Annotated in this window: 15 protein-coding genes, 2 tRNA genes and 1 rRNA gene (1 of these 18 only partly in view); 7 read left to right on the top strand and 11 right to left on the bottom strand. The window is 35.2% G+C overall.

Annotated elements, in window-relative coordinates; genetic code table 11:
• Window positions 1-1,471, bottom strand: a 16S ribosomal RNA gene (locus tag C8C85_RS12145); it reaches 43 nt to the left of the window's first position.
• 856 nt (window positions 1,472-2,327) lie between these two features.
• On the opposite strand from C8C85_RS12145, the gene C8C85_RS12140 reads away from it, so the two are divergent.
• From C8C85_RS12140 to C8C85_RS12110, 7 genes are all read left to right on the top strand, one after another.
• A complete protein-coding gene (locus C8C85_RS12140) occupies window positions 2,328-2,750 on the top strand; it encodes a DUF2721 domain-containing protein (RefSeq protein WP_116797295.1) in 423 nt (140 codons plus the stop codon).
• 53 nt (window positions 2,751-2,803) lie between these two features.
• Complete coding sequence (locus C8C85_RS12135; protein ID WP_116797294.1) at window positions 2,804-3,706, top strand: EamA family transporter; 903 nt, start codon at window positions 2,804-2,806, stop codon at window positions 3,704-3,706.
• Between the two features lie 153 nt (window positions 3,707-3,859).
• Complete coding sequence (gene aqpZ, locus C8C85_RS12130) at window positions 3,860-4,567, top strand: aquaporin Z (RefSeq protein ID WP_116797293.1); 708 nt, start codon at window positions 3,860-3,862, stop codon at window positions 4,565-4,567.
• A gap of 77 nt (window positions 4,568-4,644) precedes the next feature.
• Window positions 4,645-5,247 (top strand): alpha-ketoglutarate-dependent dioxygenase AlkB family protein, encoded by a 603-nt coding sequence (locus tag C8C85_RS12125; protein ID WP_116797292.1) that lies wholly within the window; start codon window positions 4,645-4,647, stop codon window positions 5,245-5,247.
• Window positions 5,248-5,520: 273 nt separating this feature from the next.
• Entirely contained in the window at window positions 5,521-5,799 is a 279-nt protein-coding gene (locus C8C85_RS12120) for a DUF2805 domain-containing protein (RefSeq protein ID WP_111410921.1), read from the top strand.
• 242 nt (window positions 5,800-6,041) lie between these two features.
• The gene (locus C8C85_RS12115) at window positions 6,042-7,904 is read left to right on the top strand and encodes a peptidase M61 (protein ID WP_116798474.1); all 1,863 of its coding nucleotides are present in this window, start codon (window positions 6,042-6,044) and stop codon (window positions 7,902-7,904) included.
• 193 nt (window positions 7,905-8,097) lie between these two features.
• On the top strand, window positions 8,098-8,814 hold the full coding sequence (locus C8C85_RS12110) for a DUF4369 domain-containing protein (RefSeq protein WP_116797291.1): 717 nt from the start codon (window positions 8,098-8,100) through the stop codon (window positions 8,812-8,814).
• 335 nt (window positions 8,815-9,149) lie between these two features.
• Here the strand turns inward: C8C85_RS12110 and C8C85_RS12105 are convergent, their stop codons facing one another.
• From C8C85_RS12105 to C8C85_RS12060, 10 genes are all read right to left on the bottom strand, one after another.
• Window positions 9,150-9,878, bottom strand: a complete 729-nt coding sequence (locus tag C8C85_RS12105) for a superoxide dismutase (protein ID WP_116797290.1) — start codon at window positions 9,876-9,878, stop codon at window positions 9,150-9,152.
• Window positions 9,875-11,041 (bottom strand): chromate transporter, encoded by a 1,167-nt coding sequence (locus C8C85_RS12100; RefSeq protein WP_116797289.1) that lies wholly within the window; start codon window positions 11,039-11,041, stop codon window positions 9,875-9,877. Before C8C85_RS12100 ends, C8C85_RS12105 begins: the two co-directional genes overlap by 4 nt.
• Before the next feature lie 14 nt (window positions 11,042-11,055).
• A complete protein-coding gene (locus C8C85_RS12095) occupies window positions 11,056-11,556 on the bottom strand; it encodes a hypothetical protein (RefSeq protein ID WP_116797288.1) in 501 nt (166 codons plus the stop codon).
• 57 nt (window positions 11,557-11,613) lie between these two features.
• Complete coding sequence (locus tag C8C85_RS12090) at window positions 11,614-12,483, bottom strand: chromate resistance protein ChrB domain-containing protein (protein WP_116797287.1); 870 nt, start codon at window positions 12,481-12,483, stop codon at window positions 11,614-11,616.
• A gap of 319 nt (window positions 12,484-12,802) precedes the next feature.
• Window positions 12,803-12,876: transfer RNA gene (locus C8C85_RS12085), tRNA-Thr, on the bottom strand.
• Between the two features lie 74 nt (window positions 12,877-12,950).
• Window positions 12,951-13,024, bottom strand: a tRNA-Thr gene (locus C8C85_RS12080).
• Between the two features lie 75 nt (window positions 13,025-13,099).
• Entirely contained in the window at window positions 13,100-13,369 is a 270-nt protein-coding gene (locus tag C8C85_RS12075) for a hypothetical protein (protein WP_111410923.1), read from the bottom strand.
• Between the two features lie 56 nt (window positions 13,370-13,425).
• Window positions 13,426-14,394, bottom strand: coding sequence for a type I phosphomannose isomerase catalytic subunit (locus tag C8C85_RS12070; protein WP_116797286.1), 969 nt, complete (start codon window positions 14,392-14,394; stop codon window positions 13,426-13,428).
• Window positions 14,395-14,456: 62 nt separating this feature from the next.
• Complete coding sequence (locus C8C85_RS12065; RefSeq protein ID WP_116797285.1) at window positions 14,457-14,915, bottom strand: peroxiredoxin; 459 nt, start codon at window positions 14,913-14,915, stop codon at window positions 14,457-14,459.
• Window positions 14,915-15,325 carry a 6-pyruvoyl trahydropterin synthase family protein gene (locus C8C85_RS12060; protein WP_116797284.1) on the bottom strand — a complete coding sequence of 137 codons (411 nt, stop codon included), beginning with the start codon at window positions 15,323-15,325 and terminating at the stop codon, window positions 14,915-14,917. The genes C8C85_RS12065 and C8C85_RS12060 overlap by 1 nt, the downstream gene beginning before the upstream one ends.
• Between the last annotated feature and the right edge of the window lies 1 nt (window position 15,326).

Raw genomic sequence — 15,326 nt, 5'->3', positions numbered from 1 at the left:
TACGACTTAGCCCTAGTTACCAGTTTTACCCTAGGCAGCTCCTTGCGGTCACCGACTTCAGGCACCCCCAGCTTCCATGGCTTGACGGGCGGTGTGTACAAGGCCCGGGAACGTATTCACCGGATCATGGCTGATATCCGATTACTAGCGATTCCAGCTTCACGGAGTCGAGTTGCAGACTCCGATCCGAACTGTGACCGGTTTTGTAGATTCGCTCCTGGTCACCCAGTGGCTGCTCTCTGTACCGGCCATTGTAGCACGTGTGTAGCCCAAGGCGTAAGGGCCGTGATGATTTGACGTCATCCCCACCTTCCTCACAGTTTGCACTGGCAGTCTCGTTAGAGTTCCCGACATGACTCGCTGGCAACTAACAACAGGGGTTGCGCTCGTTATAGGACTTAACCTGACACCTCACGGCACGAGCTGACGACAACCATGCAGCACCTTGTAAATTGTCTTGCGAAAAGTCTGTTTCCAAACCGGTCAATCTACATTTAAGCCTTGGTAAGGTTCCTCGCGTATCATCGAATTAAACCACATGCTCCACCGCTTGTGCGGGCCCCCGTCAATTCCTTTGAGTTTCATTCTTGCGAACGTACTCCCCAGGTGGGATACTTATCACTTTCGCTTAGCCACTGAGATCGCTCCCAACAGCTAGTATCCATCGTTTACGGCGTGGACTACCAGGGTATCTAATCCTGTTCGCTACCCACGCTTTCGTCCATCAGCGTCAATCCATTAGTAGTAACCTGCCTTCGCAATTGGTATTCCATGTAATCTCTAAGCATTTCACCGCTACACTACATATTCTAGTTACTTCCTAATAATTCAAGTCTGGCAGTATCAATGGCCGTTCCACCGTTGAGCGATGGGCTTTCACCACTGACTTACCAAACCGCCTACGGACCCTTTAAACCCAATGATTCCGGATAACGCTTGGATCCTCCGTATTACCGCGGCTGCTGGCACGGAGTTAGCCGATCCTTATTCTTACGATACCGTCAAGCTCCTTCACGAAGGAGTGTTTCTTCTCGTACAAAAGCAGTTTACAATCCATAGGACCGTCATCCTGCACGCGGCATGGCTGGATCAGGCTTGCGCCCATTGTCCAATATTCCTCACTGCTGCCTCCCGTAGGAGTCTGGTCCGTGTCTCAGTACCAGTGTGGGGGATCTCCCTCTCAGGACCCCTACCCATCGTAGCCTTGGTAAGCCGTTACCTTACCAACCAGCTAATGGGACGCATGCTCATCTTTTACCGTTGTGACTTTAATAGTTCAATCATGCGATTGTACTATACTATGAGGTATTAATCCAAATTTCTCTGGGCTATCCCTCTGTAAAAGGTAGATTGCATACGCGTTACGCACCCGTGCGCCGGTCTCTAATTCCGAAGAACTATACCCCTCGACTTGCATGTGTTAAGCCTGCCGCTAGCGTTCATCCTGAGCCAGGATCAAACTCTTCATCGTATATTGTTTGCTCAATTGCTTAAGCTATTAATGTTTGACTGAAGTTCTAGTGGTTCTTTATTCAAATCTTCCGATTCTATTACTCTTATTCTTTTGTTCTGATTTTCATCAGAACGGCTGTCAATTCAATATGTCTAGGAACGTGTTCTTCTTGTTTTTGTGCGCCAGTCTCTCGATTAGCGGGTGCAAAAGTACAAAGCTTTTTCTTCTCTCACAAGCTTTTTTGAATATTTTTTGAAAATAAATTTTCAGTTTCAATTCGTTTGCTTGCCAGTATGTGAAAGAACTTGTGCGTTGTTGCGGGTGCAAAAGTAGCTAGTTTATTCGTTTAAACAATGGCTTTTTGCAATTATTTTACTTTAATTTTACAATTAATTTTTAATACATTGATATATTGAAATTTACAGATAACCTTTTTTGTGGATTTCAAAATTTCAATAGGCCGTTTCTGATAATTTAATCGCTTTTGATCCTTTTTGGTTTGTTTTGGGACTGGGGAGGCATGAATAAAATATAGAGAAAACACATTTCCACGAATCTTTCCTTTTTCAAACCTTGTATTCTATATATAAAGGTGCGGATTTCCTTCTGTAAATGTATCTCCTATATATATGATATGAATCTTTCACTTTCTTTCTTATGAAAAACCTGGACCCCTAGCCCCGATAAAAGCGGAAATCCTTATAAGCCGGGGTTCGGCTTATAAGATTGTAGCGGATAGCGGGAAATAGCTCCTGAGTATTTGGATTTTGGCTACCTTCATATATTATCCTTCCTTTTGACCTTCTATAAACTATACTTGCGGTTTTTATTACTGCTTAAAAAAAGCGAACTTTGCAATCTAAAAAATACATTAATGACACTTCATATAGAAACTCCCGCTTTACTGTTTTCGGCAACTTCATTAATCTTGTTGGCTTACACTAATCGGTTTTTGACACTCGCGACCATTATACGCGGCCTGAAGAAAGCCTATAAAGAAAAGGAGAATCGATTGATTTTGCTGGAAATAAAAAACCTCAACCTGCGATTGACTCTTATTCGCTTTATGCAGATGGCAGGTGTATTGAGTTTATTTCTGTCTGTTTTTACAATGCTGGTATTATTCTTAGATTATCAATTGACTGGGATTTACTTATTTGGTTTCAGTTTGCTTGCTCTGTTAATCTCTTTGGCACTTTGCTTTTGGGAGATTAACATTTCGGTTGATGCACTGCGTTTGCATTTGAGTGATCTGACTCATAAAGAGCTTGAAAAAGAACAACAGCCGACTATTTAAGCAAAATAGATTTCTTCTTATTATCTAAAAACAAAAAAAACACACATTCAAATATGTTTAAAAACAATACACTCAAAGGAGTCTTTTTGGTAGGATTTGGCGCGACTAGTTACGGAATGCTGGCAACATTTGTAAAAATGGCTTATAACGAAGGATATACTACCGCCGAAATCACTATTTCACAATTCGTATTAGGAATTCTCGGAATTCTTATCATTAATTGGTTTCAAAAAGCCAAAAGCGAAAATGAGGTTATCAAAGCCACAAAGAAAAACATATTCCAGTTGATGATCGCTGGGACTTCTATGGGTTTGACCAGTGTCTTTTATTATATGGCCGTTAAATATATTCCTGTTTCTATCGCCATTGTATTACTGATGCAAACGGTATGGATTGGCTTAATACTGGAAATGATTTTGGAGAAAAAAATTCCTTCAACACAAAAAATCGTAGCGGCTCTTGTCGTTTTAATAGGAACACTTTTGGCCACCAACATCTTTAAGAATGAAATTCAGTTGGATTGGAGAGGGCTTGTGATGGGAATGTTGGCTGCCTGTTCGTTCACAACCACTATGTTTACTGCCAATCGAGTTGCCTTAGGAATTTCCTCGGCACAACGTAGCTTGTACATGCTTTTGGGAGGAGCTGTAATTGTTTTTGCCTTTGGAATCGCAACACAAAATACAGCATTCCATTATACGATATTCCTTAAATGGGGAATCATATTATCCCTTTTTGGCACAATTATTCCACCAATGCTTATGAATGCAGGATTTCCGCTAACAGGGATTGGATTAGGAAGTATAGTTTCGGCACTTGAACTTCCTGTTTCGGTTTTAATGGCTTATTTTCTTCTACATGAAAATGTTGTTTTATTACAATGGATTGGTATTCTCCTTATTATATTGGCTATCATTATAATGAACATTAACTTCAAAAAAGAGCAATCTCACTGATTATCAGTATTAAAAAAACGCAGTTATAGTTATTATTTGTTAATTTTTTTATAAATTCGTAATCCATACAATTCTTATTAAATTACAAAGACATTGTATTGAAAACTATTTTAAACATTTTCACCTATTAGCTATTAACTTAATTTTTTTATCATGAAAAAACTTTTTGCAGAATTTTTCGGAACGTATTGGTTGGTTTTTGGAGGTTGTGGTAGCGCATTATTTGCAGCAGGCATACCTGATTTAGGAATTGGATTTGTGGGAGTTTCATTGGCCTTTGGTTTAACTGTTTTGACTATGGCTTATGCTGTCGGACATATTTCAGGAGGACATTTTAATCCAGCTGTCTCTTTTGGATTATGGGCCGGCGGAAGATTTTCAGCCAAAGAATTGCTTCCTTATATAATAGCACAATGCGTAGGTGCTGTTGCAGCTGCCGGAACACTTTTCACTATTGCCTCTGGAAAAGCTGGATTTATGATAGACAATACTAAGGCTGGTGCTTTTGCCTCTAATGGATATGGCGCTTTTTCTCCAGATGGTTATTCTATGCAAGCTGCTTTTATTGCCGAATTCGTACTAACATTATTTTTCCTTTTAATCATACTTGGCGCCACCGATAAATTTGCCAACGGAAGATTTGCCGGAATTGCTATTGGACTTGGACTAACTCTTATTCATTTAATCAGCATTCCAATTACAAATACCTCTGTAAATCCTGCAAGATCATTATCTCAAGCTATTTTCGTAGGCGGTGAACCACTATCTCAGCTTTGGTTGTTTTGGGCCGCTCCAATTTTAGGTGCTATTGTAGCTGGTTTTATTTATAAAAATTTATTGCAAGACCATTCCGAAGCTTAGATTTTACATCCTAAAAAATAAATTATAAAAGAGAAAAACGAAATACAAGATTTTGTTTTTCTCTTTATTTTTGTAATATGAATTCACTTTTTCAATCCGAGCCCATAGTTTTTAATTTACCAGATGCAGAAATCATCTACTTCCCAGCTTTTCTTTCAAAAGAGGAGGCCGACTCTCTTTTTCAGGAATTGATTGAAAATATTCCTTGGCAACAGGACGAAATTACGGTTTATGGCAAAAAACATTTGCAACCGCGATTAACAGCTTTATATGGAAACGAAGGAAAACCCTACTCCTACTCTAACATAACCATGCATCCTCATCACTGGACATTGACTTTACAAAAAATTAAATCTCTTGCAGAAAGTATTTTAGACACTAATTTCACAACCGTTTTATTGAATTATTATAGAGATGGTAGTGATAGTAATGGTTGGCATGCCGATAACGAAAAAGAATTAGGTGTAAATCCCGTAATCGCTTCATTAAGTTTAGGAGCAGAACGCAACTTCCAATTAAAACACAACTTTGATGCCTCTCAAAAAAAGACTATTATTTTAGAAAACGGGAGTCTGTTATTAATGAAAGGTACTACACAGCATTTTTGGAAACATCAAGTTCCAAAAACGAGCAAACCTATTGGACCAAGAATAAATCTAACCTTTCGGGTCATTAAATAAAATAAATAGTCAATGAAAATTGACATAATTCCAAAATAAGCTTACAAACAAAATAATGTAAAATTTGAATGTACTTATTTATAAAAAAGAAAACAATCAACTGGGAATTTAATTAAAACTTCTTTTTAAAAACGTGATATACTTAAAAGAATTAAAAATTCAAATATTTTTTTAATTAAAATAAAAAGTGATAATTATTTTTATTAATATTGGTATAAGATTTAAAATCAGATTTATTAATCATTAATACCAAATAGAATTAATTTTCACGTGATGAAAAAGAGTAACCGCAAAGAATTAAACTGGGAACAAACAGAAAGACTGATTGCATTGGCCCAAGAGGAGAGAAATCCATTTGAAATTATTAAAAAAGAATTTGGATTAGCAGAGAAAGAGGTACTTGAAATTATGAAAAAGAAAATGCCCGCAGAGAAATATGAAATGTGGAAAAAGAAAGCTATTGCAAGTAAACCTAAACCAAAACCTCTTAAAATCGATGATTTTGATGAAGATTTAGACGGAAAATATTATATAAAAAACAAACTAGACTAACCAAACCTCTTAAACTCCTGACTTTCAGGAGTTTTTTTATTGCTTTATTTTTTCAAAATCTTAATCAACTCATAAACGTATTGATTCTTGCTCGAATCTACATTTCAAATAATAAAAAAATTCTTCACAACAAATATCAAGCCCTTTTTTAGTTATTTTTTTTCAACAAATCCTTTAATTAAAACATTTTTGTAACATTTTTAGATTTTACAATACTAATGCACAAAACAAACACTTACAAAATGAAAAAAATAATCTTTGCATTTGCTTTTTCTTCTCTAATTTGGACAAGTAAAGCTAATATTAAACATCCTGTAGATTCAAAAAAAGAAGAAATTGAGGTCAACATCAATCTTACTGATGTAAAAGACGATCAAGTTTTGGTTACGGTAAAAGCTCCAAAAATCAAAACTGATGAAATCACCTATAGTCTTCCAAAAACAGTTCCTGGCACCTATTCCGTAGATGATTATGGAAAATACGTTGCCGATTTTAAAGCCTATGACAGCAAAGGAAACTTGTTGACTGTTACAAAAACTGATGATAATACTTGGTCAATCAAAAAAGCAAAATCATTAGTGAAAATTACTTACTTAGTAAACGACACTTTCGACAGTGAAAAAGGAAGAGGTTTTGGAAAAGATGATGTATTCTCTCCTGCTGGGACAAACATCGATGCCAATAAAAACTTTATGCTTAATTTACATGGATTTGTTGGTTATTTTCAAGACAAAAAAGAAACACCTTATAAAGTTACCATTACTCATCCTGAAACGCTTTGGGGAGCTACCTCAATGATTGACAAAGATAGTTCCAAAACAGTAGATCTTTTTGAAATGCCACTTTATTCAGAATTATTGGAAAACCCAATTATGTACTCCAAACCTGACTACACTACTTTTAATGTAGATGGTATGGATATTCAAATTGCAGTATACTCACCATCAGGAAAATTCACAGCAGAGAGTATTACTCCCGAAATGAAGACAATGATGACTGCACAAAAAACATTTTTAGGAAAAATTAATTCCACAAAAAAATACACTGTAATTCTTTATCTTTCTACAATGTCTCCAACCGATGCAAAAGGTTTTGGAGCACTAGAACATCCAACTGCAACTACTGTAGTTATGCCAGAAATGATGCCAAAAGACGAATTGGTAAAACAAATGAAAGATGTTGTTTCACATGAATTTTTTCATATTGTAACTCCATTAACAATCCACTCAAAAGAAATCCAATATTTTGATTATAACGCTCCAAAAATGTCTCAACATTTATGGATGTATGAAGGAGTAACTGAATATTTTGCCAATCTTTTCCAAATCAATCAAGGGTTAATTAATGAAAACGAATTCTATTCTCGTATATCCGAAAAAATAGAAGGCGCCAACGCTTTGAATGACACAATGCCATTTACAACTATGAGTGCTAATGTACTAACTGAGCCTTATAAAGATCAGTACTTAAATGTATATCAAAAAGGAGCATTAATCGGAATGTGTTTGGACATACAAATCAGAGAAAGTAGCGGAGGAAAAAGAGGAATATTAGATTTAATGCATCAATTATCTAATGAATATGGAGTTTCAAAACCATTTAATGATGCTGATTTATTTGCAAAAATAACGTCATTAACTTATCCTGAAGTCGGAACTTTTTTAACCACATACGTATCTGGCCCAACACCTATTCCTTATTATGATTATTTAGCAAAAGTTGGAGTAACAAAAGTTACCCAAAAAACACCAGAAGGGATATTCCTAAAAGGTCAGGTTCCATACATCGCTGTCAATCATGAAAACAAAGAGATTTTCGTGGCTCCTAACAAAGAATTGAATATTTTCTACACTACATTAGACCTAAAAGGAGGCGACATAATTCTTGCCATCAATGATAAGCCTTATTCGCTAGACAATATTTACGACATGATTTCGGAAAGTCAAAAATGGAAAGAGAATGATGCAATTTCTATAAAAATTAAACGTGACGGAAAAGAACAAGTATTAAAAGGAGTTGTAAAATTCCCTTATATAGATACCGACGGTCTTGAAGCAACCGATGCCTCAAAAGCAGCGTTGAGAGAAGCCTGGCTGAAAGGATAATCTTAACAAGCCTACACAAAATCCCAATCTAAAACTAGATTGGGATTTTTTTTTGAAATTCACTCTCATTAAACTGATTCATTCCAACAATTTTCTTTATTTTGCGCCAAAAATAAACAAAACTAAAATCTTCATAATTCATTAATGAAGATTAGTGTTTTTATGTTCCCAAAAAAATAAATATAATTTACACATGAAAAATTCAATTATTGCTTTTGTTACCCTAATTCTTTTGGTCGCCTGTAACAAAAATGAATCCAAAACAAATCTGCATATCACAGGAAATATCAAAGGATTAAAAGAAGGAACTTTGTACATTCAAAGATATGCTGACTCCTCCCTTGTGGCGATCGATAGCATCAAGATTGATGGAAATTCTGCTTTTGAAAGTAACATTGACTTAAAATCTCCCGAAATGTTGTACCTATATCTTGACAGAGGTGTGACTAACTCACTTGACAACAACATCATGTTTTTTGCAGAACCTGGAACAATCAATATTGACACTAACTTAGATTCATTTATTTCAAGTGCAAAAATCACTGGGTCAAAAAACCAAGAATTATACGAGGAATACAAAAAAATAAATTCTCGTTTCAGTGACGAAAATCTAAGCTTGATTGAGCAAAAATTTAAAGCCATAAAAAGCAATAATGCAAAAGCAATAGATAGTATAAACGCTTTACAAGACAACAACATCAAACGTAAATATCTTTATGCAACCAATTTCGCAGTAAATAATAAGGATCATGAAGTATCTCCGTATATTGCTTTGGCCGAAATTTATGATATCAACATCAAATATTTGGATACCATTCAAAAATCAATGACTCCAAAAGTAGCCAACTCTCTTTATGGTAAAAAATTAACTAAATACGTTAATGCTATAAAAGAAACTGAAGCTAAATAATTCAACTTATTCTATAAATCGAAACCGCCTATCAAGGCGGTTTTTTTTGTATCCATAATTCAACAGAGGTTTACTTCATCAGTTCATCAAAATTCATTTGGGCGAGACCCCATTTTCGGAAAGGGCCAAATCATCTATTGCGCTTATACGGCCCTTCCCAAAAATGCGGTCGGGCTATACGCGCTACTTCGGTAGCCAGCTTCTATCCCTCTCGCGAACCAATAGAAATCAACAACAATAGTGAAAGAAATCAAATTCTATTTAAAACAAAAAAGGATATTTGTTTATTGCAACAAATATCCTTTTTGGAATAAAACATTCAACCTTTAAATATACTATCTAGTTAATTTCAAGGCATCGTTCAATCGCAATGCCACATTATCCCAATTGATAATATTAAAAAGTGCATCAACAAAATCAGTACGTTTATTTTTATACTTTAAATAATAAGCGTGTTCCCAAACATCAATAACCAATATTGGAATCGCCCCCCACTGTGTTAGCTTTTCGTGGTTTTCGCATTGTAAGATTACTAAACTATCACTGTAAGGTTGGTAGGCTAATATTCCGCAACCATTACCATCTACATTTTTGGCAGTTGCAGCAATCAATACTTTAAGTCGGTCGAAACTTCCAAAACTTTTCTCAATTCTTTTTAATAAATCTCCTTGTGGCAAAGTGCTTTTATTAGTGAGATTTGTCCAAAATATAGAATGCAAGATATGAGATGAAAAATGATAGGATAGCTTTTTTGTCCAAAAATCAACCGTTTCCAAATTGTTTTCATCTAAAGCTTTTTTTATCATTTGCAAATCCTTGTTCGCTCCTTTTACTGCTCCACCATGATGAAAAGTATAATGCAGATGCAAGGTTTCAGCATCCATATAGGGTTCTAGAAAACTTTCGCTATAAGGCAATGTCTGTTGGATATAATTACCATTGGCATCTACCAATTTATCAATTGAATTGTCAGCTAAATTTTTCGCAAACGCATTGGTAGTGGGAAGCACCAATGCTGCAGCACCAAACAATGTACCTGATTTTAAAAAATCTTTTCTGTTCATAGCATTAATTTTATAACAACCCCTAAAACTGCTGCAACGGCAATTATATAGGGCTCCTGAATTTTCTTGATATAAAGTAAAGCAAAAATGGTTGCAATAGCTATTAGAGTTGTTGGAATATCCAAAATACTTCTGGAAGCAATTACACCAACGGCTCCTACTAATGCCCCCACAACAGCCGCAGTAATACCATCTACAAAAGCTTTGATTGATTTATTTTGTGCAATTTTTTTAAAGGATGGAGCCAAAGCAATTGTAAATAAATAACAGGGCAAAAATGTGGCTAAAGCAGCAACCAAGGCTCCAGGAAAACCAGCTACTAAATACCCAATAAAACCAACAGTAATAACAACTGGACCAGGAGTAATCATTGCAACGGCAACGGCATCAACAAATTGATGTTCCGTCAACCATTGATTTTCTATCACAACTCCGGAGTGTAAAAATGGGACAATTGCCAAACCGCTCCCAAATACAAATGCTCCCGCTTCCGCAAAAAAGATACCAATTTTCATAAGAGTGGAATTGTCATAGCTCCAAAAACCCATTTGCAACAGAACAATAGAATTGGCAGTTTTACCATTAAACCATTTTGGAGGAGCTTTGACAAACATATATAAAAGCCCGGCAAATACAAATAGTAAAACTTGTTCCTGCTGAGTAACCAATGTTATAACAGCCGCAACTATAAAAAACAGCCATAATAACCAATTCGTTTTAAAAGAGGTTAAATTGAATTTACCTATTGATTTTAGCGTCAGCTTATACGAACTCATTACAATAATACCTATAACAGCCGCACCAACACCATAAAAAACAGCTTGTATCCAAGACAATCCTCCGTATAATTTATAAACGATTCCCAATAATACCACCATTATAAACGAAGGCAAAACAAAGGCAAATCCTATCAAAGTCGCTCCTAAAAAACTATAATGTACAAACCCTAGGTAAATTGCTAATTGTGCTGCTAGTGGACCAGGCGCTAATTGTGCTAAAGCTAGACCTTCTTTATATTCTTCTTCTGAAATCCATTTTCTGTCTTCGACTAAATCTCGGTGCATATAGCCAACCAATGCTACTGGACCGCCAAAACCAATTGTCCCTAATTTCAGGAAATATAATGCTAACTCTTTTAAAGTGTATGTTGGGTTCTCTTTCATAATTTTAGATGTTTTTAAAATGCTATGCCAAATTGGAAACCTATACCAAATGTTGTAGGATGTTCATTCCCAAACCGTACAGGCAATGGAATAGCAACATAATAACTACTATTGTCATTTTTAATTACTGTTTTATTGAATACTGGAGTGAAGCCATACCTGCCATTAGTCTCGAAGGCTGCTCGACCTGCAAACGTATAACCGTTTCCTAAAGCTACCAATACACCTGGATGAAACAATAAACTATTCATTTTGCTAACACCATTTTCGGCTTTTATATTAGGAACTACTTCAAAGGAAAACCCAATTTTAGCGCTTTTCCAAATATTAATTCCAGTTGGAAACCCTACAGCATAATAATCTCTAAAATTCAAAGTAGTTTCATCCTCACTGAAAGTTATTATAGGATGAACCACACCAAAATACCCTGTTATTTTCGGATAAGTTGTCTGAGAAAAAACAGAGACGTTTAATGCCAACAAAACAAAAATAATTGCAAATCTAACTTGTCTCATAATTGTTCAAATTTATGACAACAAATTTAATACTACTAAAAAGGTAGAAATAGTATATTATTTACCTTTTGTATCTGAATTACTTTTTTTTGCAATTTTTCGGTACGAAGAAGGATTTTTCCCTGTACTCTGCTTAAAAATTCTCGTAAAATGGCTTTGATCTGAAAAGCCAGTCATATAAGCTATCTCCGTAAGTGGGTAGCTTGAATTCTGAATTAGATTAATTGCTTTTTCAATTCGTAATTTTCGAACGTAATCTCCAAAATTAAGATCTTCAAAATACTTGGAAAACTCCCTTGATAAATAGGAAGGATTAAGTTCTAAATCATTAGAAATCTTCTTTAGGTCAAAAGTAAATTGGGTATCTATTTGATCTTGAATTATTGCTTTTAAATCTTTAACCCAAACAGGTGGCTTCTTCTTATTTGCTTTTTCTTTCTTCAAAAATTTGCGATACACTTCGTGCAATAGATTTTCAAAAGGACTATTCTGTAAATGATTCTGTTTGTATAAATGCGTTGCCCAACTGTATAGCGCATCATAAATAACCATTCCGCTTTCTAATAATTTGTAATCGTCTGTAATATTATAGGAAAGTCCCGCTGAAATTGCCCAAAGTCCTGCTGATTCCTTTGCAATATCGTGTCTATCTGTGTCGGCTCCACGAACAATATCTGCAATAATTAGTATAGCAGGATCTTTAATCTCATATTTTTTTACTATGTAGTCAAAGGTACTTTGCTCTTCGTAGTGCGTGAATTCTACATTAGGAATGTCAAATGGAATAGCATCCAATTCTTTTGCTTTATCTAAAACTTCGCTGAAAGGAACATATATAAATTCAGCTTCTTTGTCTACAAAATTTTTTATCAACCAAGGGGAAGCTATTCTATCAATTTTAGGGCGTTCTCTAGTAATCCATTTCATCTATTAGTAATTATTCCTTTTTGAAGTTTATGCTAAATTACATTTTTTATTACAAAATATGTTATACGCTACTAGCAGCATTTCTTGAAATATGAGTCTGATTTTTTTATTTTTTTTTGGATGAAAGAAAAGAAGCAATATCACTCTCTTTAGCCCCGATAGGAGTGGAAATCCTTATAAGCTGGGGTTCGGCTTATAAGATTGTAACGGATAGCGGGACTAATGTCTGCAAAAAATACTCAATCTTCCTGCTCCATAAATTTACAAAACGGCCTAAAACAAAAAACCACCTAACAAGAGTTAGATGGTTTTACTAAAGAGCCGGCGGAGGGACTCGAACCCACGACCTGCTGATTACAAATCAGCTGCTCTAGCCAACTGAGCTACGCTGGCGGACTCAATATGTTTTGTAATGTGCCAACTTAAATAAAAAACCATCTAAATGAATAGATGGTTTTTTTTAAAAGAGCCGGCGGAGGGACTCGAACCCACGACCTGCTGATTACAAATCAGCTGCTCTAGCCAACTGAGCTACGCTGGCGACTCATTACGGGTGCAAAGATAAGCTTGAATTTCTTTTTTCCAAAATAAATTCAAACTTTTTTTGACCTTTTTTTTACTGCAAATCGTTGATTTTACCAATCAATTGATTAGCAGTTTGTTCCAATTCTACATTTATTTGTTTGAAATGTGCTTTTTTGTTTTCAACATTTTTAGCATTCACTTTAGTGATCAAAACATCAAAAGCAGCGATAGCTTCGTCAATCAATGCATTCGTTTCTTCAGTAGGTTTTCCTGTTGTAGAAATTTCAAACAAGTAAACTGCTTCAATAATATCTCCTAAAACGTAGTTGATGTCTTTCTTTAAATTCTTAACGTTTGCCATTTTATTTTTTATTTAATTTGCGTTTGCAAAAGTACACATAATCTTTCTATTCCCAACTATGAAATGTAAATTTCTAAAATAGAAGCTTTTCCCTTTAGATTGTAGCTCTTCATTGCAGCAGGAATAAGCACTGTATCTCCTTTTATATATTGATAAGTTACACCATCATAGGCTATTTCAAATGAACCTTCCGTGCACATATACACTACAAAGGTTAATCCTGAATTCACAACCTCTTTTTCATTCTCCAACGGAATAAAATTAGTCGTAAAGTATGGACAGTCAACAACTGTATTTGACTTATTTACTTCTTTGGCGTATTCTTTATAGGTATCAACTTTTTTGTAATTTATGGCATCCAAAGCCAAATCAACATGAAGTTCTCTAGTATTTCCCTGGGCATCTTTACGGTCAAAATCGTATAAACGATATGTGATATCCGAGGTTTGTTGTATTTCGGCTATAACCAATCCGGCTCCAATGGCATGGACCGTACCTGTCTCCAAGAAAAACACATCTCCGGGTTTTGCTTTTACAGTATCCAATATATCAATCAGCGTGTTGTCATTTAGATGCTCTACATATTCTTTCGAACTTGAATCCTTCTTGAAACCAACAATAATTCTGGCATCTTCATCGGCTTGCATAACGTACCACATTTCGGTTTTACCAAAAGAATTATGGCGCTTTTTAGCCAATTCATCATTAGGATGTACTTGAATTGATAAATCTTCACGAGCATCCAAGTATTTAAAAAGCAATGGAAATTGATTTCCAAATCTTTTGTAAACAGCAGTTCCCAAAATTTCGTTTGGCAATTCATTGATTAACTCTGTCAATGCTTTTCCTTTATAGTCACCGTTTGCAATAACGCTTACATCTCCTTCAACAGTGGATAACTCCCAACTTTCACCAGTAATGCTAGAGGTAATTGGTTTATTCAAAATTGTTTTTAATTTTTCTCCACCCCAAATTCTTTCTTTGAGGATTGCATCAAACTGTAACGGATATATTTTTGAATTCATGTTTTTATTTTTTTACAAATTTCTACATTTTAATAATCAAACCACAATACTATTTTGTCAATTTATTGCTTTAATTCTCTGATCGCTTCAAGCGCTTTTGGAATATGGCGTTTTGCCATCATACTGTCAAATACCATAATTATTGTTCCGGTTTTGTCCGCAACATAAGTAACTCTGCCAGGCAATATTCCGAACAAACCTGAAGGCACTCCAAAAAGCTTTCTTATTTTCTTGTCCGAATCCGACAAAAGTATAAAAGGCAGCTTATATTGTTGGGTAAACTTTTGATGCGACGCAATGTTATCACTACTGATTCCAATTACTTCGGCACCCAAATCTTTAAAATCTTCGTATTGATCTCTAAAACTACAGGCTTGGACCGTACATCCCGGTGTGTTGTCTTTTGGATAAAAATAAATAACCAATGGTTTTTGTCCAACTATTCCTTGGCTGTCAAAGTCATTTCCATTAGTATCTTTTGCTTTAAAATTTGGAATTTTATCTCCTATTTTCAGTTCCATTATTCTCCTTTATAGGTTACAAAATTGCGTGGTGTTTCATAAAGAACCACTTCAAGATCCAAATCTAATTTTACTTTTTTCCTAATCTTATTCCAAATCACCACTACAATATTCTCTGCTGTAGGGTTTAAATCTTGAAATTCGGGTACATCCAGATTTAAATTTTTATGATCAAATTTATCCTCTACTTCTTCCTTGATAATATCGGTTAGAAACTTCACATCCATAACATAGCCTGTTTCTTTGTCTATCTCACCTGTAACGCTTACTATTAATTCATAATTGTGTCCGTGAAAATTAGGATTATTGCATTTGCCAAAGACAGCATCATTTTGTTCGAAAGTCCAATCTTTTCTATACAAACGATGAGCTGCGTTAAAATGGGCTTTTCTGGATAGGGTTACTCTCATA

The sequence above is a fragment of the Flavobacterium sp. 103 genome (genome assembly GCF_003096795.1).
Taxonomy (GTDB): Bacteria; Bacteroidota; Bacteroidia; order Flavobacteriales; family Flavobacteriaceae; genus Flavobacterium.
This window is presented reverse-complemented; position numbering and strand designations above follow the sequence as displayed.